The sequence below is a fragment of the Acidisoma sp. genome, from assembly GCF_035492295.1.
GTDB lineage: Bacteria > Pseudomonadota > Alphaproteobacteria > Acetobacterales > Acetobacteraceae > Acidisoma.
The window spans coordinates 16,528-30,755 of the sequence record NZ_DATJJK010000231.1 but is presented as its reverse complement, the minus strand read 5'-3'; the positions used below and the strand labels follow the sequence as shown (position 1 = coordinate 30,755).

The following is a 14,228-nucleotide window of genomic DNA, read 5'->3' as shown; positions in this document are numbered from 1 at the left end:
AGCGATCTGCGCCGCGACGGCGCAAAGGGGGGCAAAGTTGGACGAAAATCTCCGCAAAGCGGCGCTGGACTATCACCGCTACCCCCGCCCCGGGAAGCTCGCCATCGAGCCGACCAAGCGCATGGCAACCCAGCGCGATCTGGCCCTCGCCTACTCGCCGGGCGTTGCCGCGGCCTGCCAGGCGATCGTCGCCAATCCGGACGACGCCAAGCTCTACACTGCCCGCGGCAATCTCGTCGGCGTCATCTCCAACGGCACCGCCGTGCTGGGCTTAGGCAATATCGGCGCCCTCGCCTCCAAGCCGGTGATGGAGGGCAAGGCCGTCCTCTTCAAGAAATTCGCCGGCATCGACGTCTTCGACATCGAGGTCGACGCCAGCGATCCCACCCGCTTTTGCGATGTGGTGGCGGCCCTTGAGCCGACCTTCGGCGCCATCAATCTCGAAGATATCAAGGCCCCGGAGTGCTTCGCGATCGAGGCCGATCTACGCGCCCGGATGAAGATCCCCGTCTTCCATGACGACCAGCACGGCACCGCCATAACGGTCGCGGCCGCCGTCACCAACGGGCTCGTGCTTCAGGGCAAGACGCTCGCGGACATCAAGGTGGTGACCTCGGGCGCCGGCGCCGCGGCTCTCGCCTGTATCGACCTCCTGGTCACCATGGGCCTGAAGGTCGAAAATGTCTTCCTGACCGATATCGAGGGCGTGGTGCATCGCGGCCGTAACAATATGGGGCCGAACCTCGCGCGCTACGCGAAGGACACCGAGGCGCGGACGCTCGAGGAGGTGCTAGACGGCGCCGACCTGTTCCTTGGCCTCTCCGCCCCGCGCGTGCTGAAACGCGAATGGCTGGCCAAGCTCGCCCCGCGGCCCGTCATCATGGCGCTGGCCAATCCCGAGCCCGAAATCCTGCCCGAAATCGTGCGCGAGGACCGGCCCGATGCGATCATCGCCACCGGACGCTCGGACTATCCGAATCAGGTCAACAATGTCCTCTGCTTCCCCTTCATCTTCCGCGGGGCGCTCGATTGCGGGGCAACGACGATCAATGAGGAGATGAAGCAGGCGGCGGTCGAAGCGCTGGCCGGTCTCGCCCGTATCGAGGCAAGCGAGACGGTGGTGGCCGCCTATGGCGGTGCCGCGCCCATCTTCGGTGCCGATTACATCATCCCGAAACCCTTCGATCCGCGCCTGATCCTGGAAATCGCCCCGGCCGTCGCCCGCGCCGCGCATGCGAGCGGCGTGGCCCACACGCCGATCGAGGATTTCGTCCAATACAGACGCGAACTCGAACGCTTCACCTACCGCTCCGGTCAGCTCATGCGGCCGGTGGTCGCGGCCGCCCAGCAGAGCCTGCGCACCATCGCCTATGGCGCCGGGGAGGATGAGCGCGTGCTCCGCGCGGTGCAGACGGTGGTGGATGACGGCATTGCACGCCCGATCCTGATCGGCGCGCGAGAGACGATCGAGCGCAAGGTGCGCGAAATGGGCCTGCGCCTGGATCTCAACCAGGCCGTCACCATTCTGGACCCCACGCAGGACACCGAGACCTTCGCCCCGTTGCTCGCCAAATATAAGACCCTCGCGGGGCGTCGCGGCGTGCGCCCGGATGCGGCGGATGTCCTGGTCCGCAACCAATCCACTGTTTGTGCCTCTCTGCTGGTTTCGGAAGGGATCGCCGATGCCGCGCTGTGCGGCGGCTACGGCGATTGGTGGCGGCATCTGCAATTCGCGCTGCCCATCATCCCGCGCCGGCCCGGCGCCTCCCGCGTCTACGCGATGACTGCGGTCATCCTGCAAGAAGGGCCGCTGTTCTTCTGCGATACCCACATGAATGTCGATCCGACATCGGAACAGGTGGCGGAGATGACCGAACTCGCAGCTGAAGCCGTGAGTTCGTTCGGCATTACGCCGAAAGTGGCGCTGCTCTCCCATTCCTCCTTCGGCTCCAGCAATTCCGAGACGGCGCGGAAGATGCGCCGCGCCTTGCCGCTCATCCGCGAGCGGCTGCCGAACCTCGAGGTGGATGGTGAAATGCAGGCCGATGCCGCCCTCGCCGAAGCGACGCGTGCCCGGGCGATTCAAGGCAGCTCCCTCTCTGGAACGGCCAATCTGCTGATCATGCCGACGCTTGATTCCGCCAACATCGCCTTCAATCTCATCAAGGCCTCGGGCGATGGCCTGCAGGTCGGGCCGCTGCTGCTCGGCCTCACCAAGCCGGTCCATATCCTGGTGCCGACGGCAACGGCGCGCGCCATCATCAACATCAGCGCCATTGCCGCGGCGGAGGCAAATTCACGCCGTTGAGACTCGGCTTTTTGGCGAGCGTCCCTACATTGGCGGAATGCGAGGATATTTAGCGGAAAGTAATCGGACAGGCTGCACGACAACGGGTTGCTTTCTTCTACGTATCAAGTCCTTAATTTTGTCACCGAAACTCCGATAGATTCGAGGTAAGCGATGCCCGCCAAACCGTTGCGCAAAGCGGTATTGCCCGTTGCAGGTCTGGGAACCCGGTTCCTGCCGGCGACGAAGGCGATGCCGAAGGAAATGCTGACGGTCGTGGACCGGCCGCTCATCCAATACGCCGTGGACGAAGCCCGCGCTGCCGGCATCGAACAGTTCTGCATGGTTTCCGGCCGCGGCAAGACGGCGCTCATCGACCATTTCGACATCGCCTATGAGCTTGAGGCGACGCTGCAGGAACGCGGCAAGGCGGAAGCGCTGGCACAGCTCGCCGAGACCCAGCTCGAGCCGGGCGCGATCAGCACCGTGCGCCAGCAGGAGCCGCTCGGCCTCGGCCACGCCATTTGGTGCGCCCGCACCTTCATTGGCGACGACCCTTTCGCGATCCTGCTGCCAGACGATCTCGTGCTGTCGCAGACGCCATGCATGACACAGCTCGCCCGGGCGTATCAGGAGACCGAGGGTAGCGTTGTCGCCGTGGTGGAAGTGCCGCGCGACCAGACCAATAAATACGGCATCCTCAAGACCGGCGCCGATGACGGCAGCCTGGTGGAAGTCACCGGCCTGGTCGAGAAGCCGAAGCCCGAAGCCGCCCCCTCCAACCTCTCCATCATCGGCCGCTACGTGCTGATGCCGGAGGTGATTACCCATCTCAACAAGATGGAGCGCGGCGCCGGCAACGAAGTGCAGCTGACAGACGCGATGGCCAAGATGATCGGCCATTCGCCGTTCCACGGCCTGCGTTTCGAAGGCAAGCGTTTCGACTGCGGCGACAAGGTGGGCTATCTTGAGGCGCAGATCGCTTTCGGTCTCGCCCGCCCTGATCTCGCCCCGGAAGTGCGCGCCTTTCTCAAGAAATACACCGGCGACGCGTCGTAAGGACCTCCCCATGGCATTTTCGCACAGCTTCAACCCGACCTCGCTCCGCGAATACGATATCCGTGGCGTCGTCGGCAAAACGCTGACCGAGGCCGATGGTTTCGCCATCGGCCGCACCTTCGGCAGCATGATCGCCCGGAAAGGCGGTTCCATCGTCGCCGTCGGCTATGACGGCCGAACCCATTCCCCGCTGCTGGAGAAGGCGCTGGTCGAGGGGCTGAAGGCCTCCGGCATCAACGTGCTGCGCGTCGGCCGCGGCCCCACGCCGCTGCTCTATTTCGCGGCCTTCACCCGGGGCACGGATGGCGCGGTGATGGTGACGGGCAGCCACAACCCGCCCGAATACAACGGCTTCAAAATGATGGTCGGGAAGAAGCCGTTCTTCGGAAAGGATATCCTGGAGCTCGGCCGGCTCTCAGCCGCCGGCGACGTGGTCGAGGAAGGGGCCGGCAAGGACGAGACGGTCGACCTCACCGACGACTATGTCGCCCGTCTGGCGCGGGACTGGGACGGCGGCGAGCAGAAGCTCAAGGTCGTCTGGGACAACGGCAATGGCGCGGCCGGGGAGGTGCTGCAGAAGCTCGTGACCCATATCCCCGGCGAGCATAAGATCCTCTTCGGCGATATCGACGGGCATTTCCCGAACCATCATCCCGACCCGACTGTGCCGAAGAATCTCGAGGCGCTGATCGCCGCGGTGAAGGGCTCCGGCGCCGATCTTGGCATCGCCTTCGATGGTGACGCTGACCGCATCGGCGCGGTGGATGGCGACGGCAACATCTTCTTCGGCGACCAGCTGCTGGTCATCCTGGCACGCGATGTTCTGCGCGAACGCCCGGACTCGATCATCATCTCGGACGTCAAGGCGAGCCAGGTGCTGTTCGACGAAATCGAGGTCGCCGGCGGCAAGCCGCTGATGTGGAAAACCGGCCATAGCCTCATCAAGGCCAAGATGGCCGAGACCGGCTCGCCGCTTGCGGCCGAAATGTCCGGCCACGTCTTCTATGCCGACAAGTGGTACGGCTTCGATGACGCGCTCTATGCCGCCATCCGCCTCATCGGCATTGCCGCCCGCTCGCCGCTCAGCCTCGCCGAGATGCATGACGCGCTGCCGCGGGTCATCAACACGCCGGAACTGCGCTTCGACTGTGACGATGTGCGCAAATTCGCCGTCATCACCGAGGTCGCCGGGCGGCTGAAGGATGCCGGCGCCTCCGTCTCGGAAATCGATGGCGTGCGCGTCAAGACCGAGGACGGCTGGTGGCTGCTCCGTGCTTCCAACACCCAATCCGTCCTCGTCGCCCGCGCCGAGGCCAAGACGGCGGAAGGGCTGGAGCGGCTGAAGGCCGATCTCGTCGTCCAGCTCGAGGCTTCGGGCATCGAGGCGCCGGATTTCGAGGCGGCTGCTTCCGGCCACTGAGGGCTTCTTGCTGATCTTTCTCTATGGCTCGCTCCGCGATCCGGTCCTGCTGGGCCAGATCGCGGGCGATCCGCGCATCGGCCAAACGATCCGCCCGGCCCGCCTCGCGGGCTGGACCCGCGTCCATATCGGCGCCTGGAACGCCCGCTATGCCTCCGTCACGCGCAGTCCCCATCATGTGGTGGAGGGGTTCGTTGCCCGCATCACCGCGCAGGCGCGGCCGCGCCTCATCGCCTACGAAGGGTCATCCTACGAATTCCGCCGGGTGCGCGCCGATGTTGACGGCAGGCAGCGCATGGTCGGCATCTGGGTAGCGCGCTCGGTGACGCGCCGGACCTGGACGGAGCCCACGGATCCTGCCCGCGTGCGTATGGAGCGGTCGGCGACGCGCCACGCCTAATAAAAATTAACTATTTCAATATTTTACGAGTCTAAAGGCAAGCCTTCCTGCCCGAGTTGCCGGCTGTCAACTTTTGCGACAGCCGGCGCCTGCGGCGATTCAGTTCTCGCCCTGGGCCTTGGTGTAGCCATCCTTCCCATCGAAGCGCTGCAGCTTCTCGACATGCATCCAGTGGTGCTTCGCGCCGATCGCCGCCATCAGCTTGGCAATGGCAGGCTCGGCGCTGTCAGCCGGCCCATCGAGCAAGAAGCGGCAGCGGAAGAGATCGACCAGAAAAGGCTGGCCGCTCAGGGCCGGCCAGACCTGGACACCGCGATTTTCGATCATCTTGAGGCCGAAACCCGTGCCCTCGGCTGCCGCCTGCAACGAGGCTGCGAGTTCGGCGGGCAACGCGCCGCTTTCGATGAAGACGTCGAGACCCATGACGAGCCTCTCCGTCGGCGCCCGATGCCACACGCCCTTCGGCCATTCAGCAAGGGTGAGCGCCTTGTAGTCGCGCGAGGCATAGCCGCTGGTGCGGCCGAGATTGGCGATGACCTGATCGGTGTAGGCGGTGGTGCCGACACCCGTGCCTTTGGGCGCGATGTCGCCGGTGAGGTTTTTGCCCTCCTCCAGCGTCACCAGCAGGGCCTGCTCGACCTTTTCGGCCGCCGCGAAATCTCCGATATGGCGCAGCATCATGACCGCAGACAGCAGCAGCGCGGTCGGATTGGCGAGGTCCTTTCCCGCGATCTGGGGGGCCGAGCCATGCACCGCCTCGAACATCGCCGCGTGGTCGCCGATATTGGAGGAGGGCGCGACGCCCAGCCCGCCGACCAGACCGGCCGCGAGATCGGAAATGATGTCGCCGTTCATGTTGGTGGCGACGACGACATCGAACTGTTCGGGCGCGATGACCATCTGATGGGCGCAGTTGTCGATGATCATGTGTGAAGGTTCGATGGCAGGATAGTCCGGCATGATGCGCTCGAAGACGCGCTTCATCATGCCTTCGGTGAACTTCATGATGTTCGCCTTGGTCGCACAGGTCAGCTTATGGCGACCTTCGGCGAGCGTCAGCGCCGCGGCGAGGCGCAGGATGCGCTCGGAGCCGGGCTCCGTGATGAGTTTCAAACACTGGGCGGCGCCGGCGGTCTGCATATGCTCGATGCCGGTATAGAGATCCTCCACGTTCTCGCGGACGATCACCATGTCGATCCCGCGGCCGGAGAAGGGGGTTCTGATGCCCGGCAGTTCGCGCACTGGGCGGATATTGCCGTAAAGTTCGAAGAACTTCCGCAGCGTCACATTGGCGGATTTCTCACCGTAGCCGACCGGGGTTTCGAGTGGACCCTTGAGCACGATGCCGTTGCGGGCGATCGAGTCCAGCGTCTCCTGCGGGGCGCCGGAGGCGATGCCGCGCTTGAAAACCTCAGCCCCTGCTTCGGCCTCTTCCCAATCGATCTGGGCTCCGGCCGCCGCCAGTATCCGTTGGACGGCGCGCACCACTTCAGGCCCGATCCCGTCACCGGGGATCGCCGTGACCTTCGTCTTGGTGGTGCCATTCACGGCATTGTAGCGTGATGTCTTCGCGTCCATGACGCCTCCTGTCTCGGGTGGAAGCGCCTCGTATTTGCGCGTCGGCGGTGCATGCTGCAAAGGAGGATGACGCCGATACACGTATGCAGGTTTATCATGCACTGCAACATAGCGGCGCAGGCATCGTTTCGTCTGGATGGCTGGGCTTGGCCTTGCCGATGGGAGATAGAGACTTGGGCTCAGCTGACAGCCGGATCATGACCCCCGATTATCCGGACGCCCTCAACCCCGACCTTCTCCAGCGCATCCCTCTCGATGCTGACGTCATCCTCGACGTCGGCTGTCACAAGGGCATGCTGGGAGCGGCCTACCGGCAGCTCAATCCCCGCGCCCGCTATCTCGGCGTGGAAGCCAACCCCGCCGCCGCGCGCGTCGCTGCCACAAGGCTGAACGAGGTCGCTTGTCTCGATGTCGAGCGCGATCCGCTGCCCTTCGAGGTGCCGGGCGGCTACGACTGCATCATCTATGGCGACGTGCTGGAGCATATGCGCGACCCCTGGGCGCTCATGCGTGCGCATGCGGCGCTGCTCAGCCCGCGCGGTGTCATGCTCATCTGCGTGCCCAATGCCGCCCATTGGTCCGTACCCATCCGGCTGCTGAACGGCAGCTTCGACTACGAGGACCAGGGCGTGCTGGATCGCACGCATCTGCGCTGGTTCACCCTCGCCACCATGGAGAAGGCGCTGGCCGCCACCGGTCTGCAGATCTGCGACGTGACGCCGCGGACCTTCGACCGCAAGGGGGCCGAGGCCGCCGCCGATGCGCTCAAATCCGTGCTCGACAGCATGGGTGTCTCGCGGGAAAGCTTCCTCGCCCGCAGCGCGCCCATTCAATATGTCTGGCGCGCCCGCAAGACGCCGCAAGCGCCCATCGCCGTCAGCTCCACCATGCTCAAGCCCTTCGGCGCGGTGAGCGACGTGCGGGTGCTCTATCCGCTGCGCGCCCTCAAAAGCGATCCCTCGGTCAGCGTCCAGGTCGGCGAACTCGACAGCTTCCCGCTGCCGTCGGAGCGCCAGCAGGGCATCTGCATTCTCCACCGCCCGCTGCTGCTGGGGGAGACCGGCATCCAGCTCTTCCGCCATGTGCTGCAGCGCGGCTTCCTCGTCATCACCGAGTTCGACGACTTCCCGGACTTCATGCCGCAGCTTCAGGATGAAAGCCTGATGAACTTCCGCGCCGCCCATGCGGTGCAGACGAGCACGGAGGTGCTGGCCGAAACGCTGCGCCTGCAGAACCCGGAAGTCGGTGTCTTTCCGAATGCCATCGCCGAACTGCGGCCGCCGGCCAATTTCACCGCGCCCGACCGGATCACGCTCTTCTTCGGCGCGATCAATCGCGAACCGGACTGGCAGAGCTTCATGCCGGCGATCAATGCGGCGGCTTCCGTGCTCGGAGAGCGGCTGCACTTCCAGGTCGTGCATGACCAGCGATTCTTTGATGCGCTCGATACGCCATACAAGACCTTCACGCCGACCAGCGACCACCGGGCCTATCTCGACATCCTGGCGAAGTGCGAGATCAACTTCATGCCGCTGCGTGACACGCCTTTCAACCGGGCCAAATCCGACCTCAAATTCATCGAGGCGGCTGCGGCCCGCGCGGTCGCGCTCGCGAGCCCCATCGTCTATGAAAACGCCATAGAAGACGGCGTGACGGGACTCATTTTCCGCAGCGAGGCCGATCTGTACGAGAAGCTCATCCGGCTGGTGACCGCGCCCGATCTCGGGCTCGTCATCGGCACGGCCGCGCGTCAACTCGTCGCCGAGAGCCGGATGCAGGCGTACGGCGTGGGCGCACGCATCCGCTGGTATCGCAGCCTGCTCGACCGCCGCGAAGAACTGACGCAGGCGCTCTATCAGCGCGTCCCTGCGCTCGTCCCATAAAGGACAGGACAAAACCGTGCCGCTCACCGTCCAGGAGCTCCATATCCACCCCGTCAAAGCCCTGCGCGGCTACCCTCAGGACACGGTTTCGGTCGCATCCTGGGGGATCGAGACGGATCGCCGCTGGATGGTGGTGCGGCCTGACGGCCATTTCCTGACCCAGCGGGAACTGCCCCTCATGGCCCGCATCGCGGCCCAGGCGACGGCCGGGGGCCTCCTTCTCTCCACCGAAGGCCTGGGCGTCTGCCAAGTGCCGTTTCCGGATGCCGGGACCGCCTTGCACCGCGAGGTCACCGTCTGGCGGGACACGGTCCCCGCCCTCGACGCCGGCCCGGCCGCCGCCGCTTGGCTGGCTGCGGCGCTGGGAGAAGCATGCAGCCTCGTCTATCTCGCCGATACCGCAGCGCGGCCCGTCGCTTCCCAGTATGGGCAGGCGGGCGACCATGTCGCCTTTTCGGACGGTTTTCCGGTCCTGCTCGCCAGCAGCGCCTCGCTCGACGCCCTGAACACGGCCTTGCCGGAGCCGATCACCATGAACCGCTTCCGACCGAACATCGTGGTGGACGGCAGCACCCCGTGGGCCGAGGACCGCTGGCGCCGCATCCGCATCGGCACGGTCGTCCTTCGGGTGGCGAAGCCCTGCTCGCGCTGCATTGTGACTACGGTGGATCAGCATAGCGGGGAGCGGCCGGACAAATCCGAGCCGCTGAAAACCCTCGGCCGCACGCGGCGGACGGTGGGTGGCGTGATGTTCGGACAGAACCTGATCCCAGACCAGCCGGGTCGGATCGCAGTTGGCGACAGGGTCGAAATCCTGGAAACTGGGGAGAGCACTGTCATCCCTCTTTCCACAACGGAGCCGCCCCCATGACCGACGAGACCGGACCGACCACGCCCGGCCCCAGGACCCTGACCCAGGAACAGGTGGAGCTGCTCTATTACAACGCCCTGCGTGAAGGCCATGAGGAGCTGCTGGCCGAATTCCTGCGCCAGGGGGCGGACCCCAACCGCCCGGACGGGCGCGGTTTCCCGCCCATCATCCTCGCCTCCTACAACGGCCAGGCCGGCAGCGTGACTCAGCTGCTGGAAGCAGGCGCGGCGGTCGACGGGCGGGATGCCAAAGGTGCGACGGCGCTCGCAGGCGTCGCCTTCAAGGACGAGATCGAGATCGCCCGCCAATTGATCGCGGCCGGGGCTGATCCCAACGCCGCGAACTCCATGGGCCGCACGCCGCTCATGTTCGCGGTGATGTTCGGACGCGGCGCGATGGTCGATCTGCTTCTGGAGGCTGGCGGCGACCCCAGGCTCGCCGACGCCGAGGGTAAGACCGCCCTGGATCTCGCCCAGGGCAATCCCGCCATTCTCGCCAAGCTCGAGGGCGCCTAGAGCTGGCCCGAGCATGATGGAAGCGACCTCGCTTCCATCATGCTCGATAGACAAACTCTATCTGTGCGAATCAGCCCTCCGCCGCGGCGCCGATGCCGGGCCGCTGCAGCATGGCGAGGAATTCCCGCCGGGTCGTTGGATTGTCACGGAAGGCGCCCAGCAGGCGGCTGGTGACGAGGCTTGTCCCCGGGCGGTGCACACCGCGCGTCGTCATGCATTGATGGGTCGCCTCGATCACCACGGCGACACCGAGCGGCTGCAGAACCTCGTCCAGCGTATTGGCAATTTGAGCGGTCATCTTCTCCTGAATCTGCAGGCGCCGCGCATAGGCATCGACCACGCGCGCAAGCTTGCTGATGCCGACGACGCGCGTGCGCGGCAGATACGCGACATGGGCGCGGCCGATGATCGGCGCCATGTGATGTTCGCAACAGCTCTCGAACCGGATGTCACGGAGCAGGACGATCTCGTCATAGCCGTCCGTCTCCGCGAAAGTGCGGGAGAGAATGCCGACGGGGTCAATGTCGTAACCGCCGAAATATTCGTGGTAGGCGCGGGTCACCCGGCCCGGCGTATCGAGCAGGCCTTCACGCGTGGGATCGTCGCCGGCCCAGCGCAGTAAAACGCGGACGGCCTCTTCGGCTTCTTCGCGCGTCGGGCGTCCAGGGGTCGTCGGATGGCAGATCATCGGCGGATTCAAGGAAAGCTCCCTCTCTGACGAGGGATTTGATCCCCCGATTTCGCGACTATGCAACGACCGCGCATAGAGACCGGATGCGCGGCCAGTTCAATCCTCATTTCCCACCTGTAGCCCTTTGAAATCTTCGCCTGCCAGCACGGAGAGGTCGATCAGCGGATAGCCGCCGAAGAAAATCGGCAGAGGCGGAAGGATTTTAAGCGAACCGAAGAGAGGGGCGAGACGCGCGGCAAGCGCCTGGGGATGATCATCCGGCACCAGAATCAGCATCGGATGTCCGATGTAGCGATCGGCCGGGTCGACTATGCCGTATTCGCGCGCGTCATGGGCGAGTACCACGACCGGCAGACGGCCGTGCAGCGCGTAATCGACCTTGCCGGCATCGTTCCAGCGCGTGACCGCGATGACCAGACCAGGCCGATCCAGCAGGCCGCGCCCGGCGAGACGCGCCCTGAGCCCGTCCCAATCGACGCCGCCGGCGATATCCTTCGCGCGGGCGAGGAGATGCGGGCCGAAGAGCGCCGTCGTCCAGTTGAAGCGCATCTCGGAGCCCGCGAGGGCCAGGCCGACCAGCACGAAGGCGATGGTGCCGAGGATGGCGCGGCGCAAACCGGGCGCGCCCCCTTCCAACCGACGGGCGACCTCCGCCCCCAGCAACGGGAAGAGCATGAGCGTTCCAGGCGCCGACCAATGATAGAGAATGTGGCGCGAGGACCAGACGGAGACGAGTGCGAAGAGCAGGATGGGGATCGCGGCAAGCAGCGCCAGAAACCAGCTGGTCGGCTCCGCCGGCCCGCGCTTCAGCGCCCGCAGCCAGAGCAGGATCATCGGCACCCAGATCCAAGGCAGCACGAAGAGCGCCTCTCCGGCCCAGACCACCAACGGCGCCCAGGGCTGGAAGCGCAGCCCCCCGGCACGGTCGCCCTGGAAGGCGAAGGAGGCCCATTGATGATCAGCGTTCCAGATGATCACCGGCAGAAACATGAGGACTGAAAGGAGGCCGGCGACCCAGGGCTCGGGCCGCCTGAGCCAGCGCCTGCCGTCCTGCGTCGTGGCCAGATAGAGGGGCAGGCCTGCCAGCACCAGCGCGCCATTATACTTGGAGAGCATGGCGAGCCCGGCGCAGAGCCCGGCCGCCAGCCAATCCGCCCAAGGAAGGCGGGAGGGCAGCAGGCCCACGGCGCGCAGGGAAAACCACAGAAATCCCATGAGCGCGCAGTCGAGCGGCCCGTCCGGCAGTACCCAGCCGCCCGTCGTCACCGCATAGACGGGGGAGAGATTGAGCAGCAGCGCCGCCCAGAAGCCCGCGCTTTCGCTCTTGAAAAGGGCCGTGGTGACACGCGCCATCATCCAGGTGGTGAGCGCGAAAAGGGCAATGAAGGGGAAACGGACGATGACCGGCGCATCCCCGCCGGTCGCCCACATCGCCGCATGGGTCAGCCACCAGGCAATGGGCGGATGATCGAAATAGGAGAGTTCGAGGTGGTGGCTCGCCGCCACCATATAGGTCTCGTCAATACCGAGACCCATGACCCAGCCCATGAGCAGGCGGATCAGGGAGGTGACGAGGATGAGCAGAAAGAGGGGAGACACGAGCGGCAGCGGCCCTTCGGTGAAGCAACGGCGGGCAGGGAAAGCCCCGCCCGCCGCAGACGCCGCAGAGACTTAGCCGATCAGTGGTTGTTGCGCGACTCCCCGCGCGTTTCGATGATGTTGATGTATCGCGTCGCGGGTTCCAGGCAGGCGCCGGTGCCCATCTGGCCGACCATGCTGCGGTAGATTTCTTCCCAGGGCGTCTTGTTGTCGAGGACCGGCGGCGTGTAGGCGGCGCGGCGCTCGGCCATCTCGGCGTCCGAAATCAACACGTCGACCCGGCGGGTATTGAGGTCGATGCTGATGCGGTCCCCGTCCCGGAGCAGGGCAAGATTGCCGCCGACGGCCGCTTCCGGCGAAATATTCAGGATGGAGGGACTGCCCGAGGTGCCGGACTGCCGCCCGTCGCCCATCGTCGGCAGGGCATTGACGCCGCGCTTCAGCATCACGGCCGGCGGCTGCATGTTCACCACCTCGGCGCTGCCGGGATAGCCCACGGGTCCCACATTGCGGATGATGAGGACGGAATCCTCGTCCACGCCGAGGTTCGGGTCCTCGATACGCTCGTGATAATCCTCCGGCCCCTCGAAGATCACGGCGCGGCCCAGGAAGACGTTGGGATGGTCGGGGTTGCTCAGGAAGCGGTCGCGGAATTCCTCGTCGATGACGCTGGTCTTCATCACCGCGGTCTCGAAGATATTGCCGGAGAGGACGACGTAGCCCGCGTGCTCCTTCAGCGGCGCGTCATAGGCGCGGATGACCTCGCGGTCCCCGTCTTCGGTCGTCTCCAGATTCTCGGCGATGGTGCGGCCGGTGACGGTCAGAGCCGAGCCATCGATCTTCCCGTTCTTCAACAGCTCGCGCATCACCGCCGGCACGCCGCCGGCACGATGGAAGCTTTCACCGAGGAAGCGCCCGGCGGGCTGCATGTCGACCAGAAGCGGGATTTCCGGCCCCAGGCGTTGCCAATCTTCCAGACTGTGCTCCACGCCCATGTGGCGGGCGATGGCAACCATGCTGATCGGGCAGTTGGAGGACGCGCCCAGTGCCGCCGCCGCAACGACCGCGTTGTCGAAGGCCGTCTTGGTCATGATGTCGGAGGGCCGGAGGTTTTCATGCACCATGGCGACGATGCGCCGCCCGGTCTCATAGGAGATCTGACCGCGCTCGCGGTAGGGCGCGGGGATGGCAGCGCAACCAGGGAGCGACATGCCGAGCGCTTCGGCCAGCGCGTTCATCGAACTCGCCGTGCCCATGGTGTTGCAATGGCCGATGGAGGGCGCGGAGGCCGCGACCATCTGCATGAATTCCTCGTAGCCGATCTCGCCTTCGGCGTAGAGCTTGCGGGCATTCCACACGACGGTGCCGGAACCGGCGAGCTTGCCCTTGAACCAGCCGTCCAGCATCGGGCCGCCGGAAAGCACGATCGAGGGAATGTTGACTGTCGCTGCCCCCATCAGCAGGGCCGGTGTGGTCTTGTCGCAGCCCGCCGTCAGCACGACACCATCCAGCGGATAGCCGTGCAGCACCTCGACCAGGCTGAGATAGGCGAGGTTGCGATCGAGCGCGGCCGTCGGGCGCTTGCCGGTTTCCTGGATCGGGTGGCAGGGGAATTCCAGCGGCACGCCCCCCGCTTCACGAATGCCGTCCTTCACACGATGGGCGAGATCGAGGTGATGGCGGTTGCAGGGCGAAAGATCGGACCCCGTCTGCGCGATGCCGATGATCGGCTTGTCGGACTGCAGCTCGGCCCGGGTGAGGCCGAAATTCATATAGCGCTCGAGATAGAGCGCCGTCATCGCGGGATCTGCGGGGTTGTCGAACCAGCGGCGGCTTCTCAGCCGCTTCGGGCCGTTATCGTTTTCGTGACTGGCCATGCAGGCAACCCCTTCGTCTCGTCTCATCCTTGCCCCTCTGCCTCTTCA

11 protein-coding genes are annotated in these 14,228 nt (G+C 65.4%); 7 read left to right on the top strand and 4 right to left on the bottom strand.

Annotation, left to right across the window (positions count from 1 at the left end):
* From VL752_RS17515 to VL752_RS17500, 4 genes are all read left to right on the top strand, one after another.
* On the top strand, window positions 1–2,308 hold a 2,308-nt coding region (locus VL752_RS17515; RefSeq protein WP_413788775.1), incomplete at its 5' end, for an NADP-dependent malic enzyme.
* A 153-nt stretch (window positions 2,309–2,461) separates the two neighbouring features.
* Window positions 2,462–3,346, top strand: coding sequence for a UTP--glucose-1-phosphate uridylyltransferase GalU (gene galU / locus VL752_RS17510; RefSeq protein ID WP_325357147.1), 885 nt, complete (start codon window positions 2,462–2,464; stop codon window positions 3,344–3,346).
* Between the two features lie 10 nt (window positions 3,347–3,356).
* A complete protein-coding gene (gene pgmG / locus VL752_RS17505) occupies window positions 3,357–4,766 on the top strand; it encodes a phosphoglucomutase/phosphomannomutase PgmG (protein ID WP_325357146.1) in 1,410 nt (469 codons plus the stop codon).
* Window positions 4,767–4,773: 7 nt separating this feature from the next.
* The gene (locus tag VL752_RS17500) at window positions 4,774–5,166 is read left to right on the top strand and encodes a gamma-glutamylcyclotransferase family protein (protein WP_325357145.1); all 393 of its coding nucleotides are present in this window, start codon (window positions 4,774–4,776) and stop codon (window positions 5,164–5,166) included.
* Window positions 5,167–5,265: 99 nt separating this feature from the next.
* On the opposite strand, the gene VL752_RS17495 is transcribed toward VL752_RS17500, so the two are convergent.
* Window positions 5,266–6,744 (bottom strand): NADP-dependent isocitrate dehydrogenase, encoded by a 1,479-nt coding sequence (locus tag VL752_RS17495; protein ID WP_325357144.1) that lies wholly within the window; start codon window positions 6,742–6,744, stop codon window positions 5,266–5,268.
* Between the two features lie 173 nt (window positions 6,745–6,917).
* Here VL752_RS17495 and VL752_RS17490 point away from each other — a divergent pair, with 173 nt between their 5' ends.
* The 3 genes from VL752_RS17490 to VL752_RS17480 are packed head-to-tail and all read left to right on the top strand — an operon-like array spanning window position 6,918 to window position 10,013.
* Window positions 6,918–8,627 (top strand): methyltransferase domain-containing protein, encoded by a 1,710-nt coding sequence (locus VL752_RS17490; RefSeq protein WP_325357143.1) that lies wholly within the window; start codon window positions 6,918–6,920, stop codon window positions 8,625–8,627.
* A gap of 16 nt (window positions 8,628–8,643) precedes the next feature.
* On the top strand, window positions 8,644–9,498 hold the full coding sequence (locus tag VL752_RS17485) for an MOSC domain-containing protein (RefSeq protein ID WP_325357142.1): 855 nt from the start codon (window positions 8,644–8,646) through the stop codon (window positions 9,496–9,498).
* Window positions 9,495–10,013, top strand: a complete 519-nt coding sequence (locus tag VL752_RS17480) for an ankyrin repeat domain-containing protein (protein ID WP_325357141.1) — start codon at window positions 9,495–9,497, stop codon at window positions 10,011–10,013. The genes VL752_RS17485 and VL752_RS17480 overlap by 4 nt, the downstream gene beginning before the upstream one ends.
* Before the next feature lie 70 nt (window positions 10,014–10,083).
* On the opposite strand, the gene folE is transcribed toward VL752_RS17480, so the two are convergent.
* The 3 genes from folE to VL752_RS17465 all read right to left on the bottom strand — a co-directional run bounded on the left by folE (window position 10,084) and on the right by VL752_RS17465 (window position 14,180).
* Entirely contained in the window at window positions 10,084–10,701 is a 618-nt protein-coding gene (folE, locus tag VL752_RS17475; RefSeq protein ID WP_325357149.1) for a GTP cyclohydrolase I FolE, read from the bottom strand.
* A 99-nt stretch (window positions 10,702–10,800) separates the two neighbouring features.
* Complete coding sequence (locus VL752_RS17470; protein ID WP_325357140.1) at window positions 10,801–12,303, bottom strand: glycosyltransferase family 39 protein; 1,503 nt, start codon at window positions 12,301–12,303, stop codon at window positions 10,801–10,803.
* A gap of 80 nt (window positions 12,304–12,383) precedes the next feature.
* Complete coding sequence (locus tag VL752_RS17465) at window positions 12,384–14,180, bottom strand: IlvD/Edd family dehydratase (protein WP_325357139.1); 1,797 nt, start codon at window positions 14,178–14,180, stop codon at window positions 12,384–12,386.
* Window positions 14,181–14,228 lie beyond the last annotated feature (48 nt).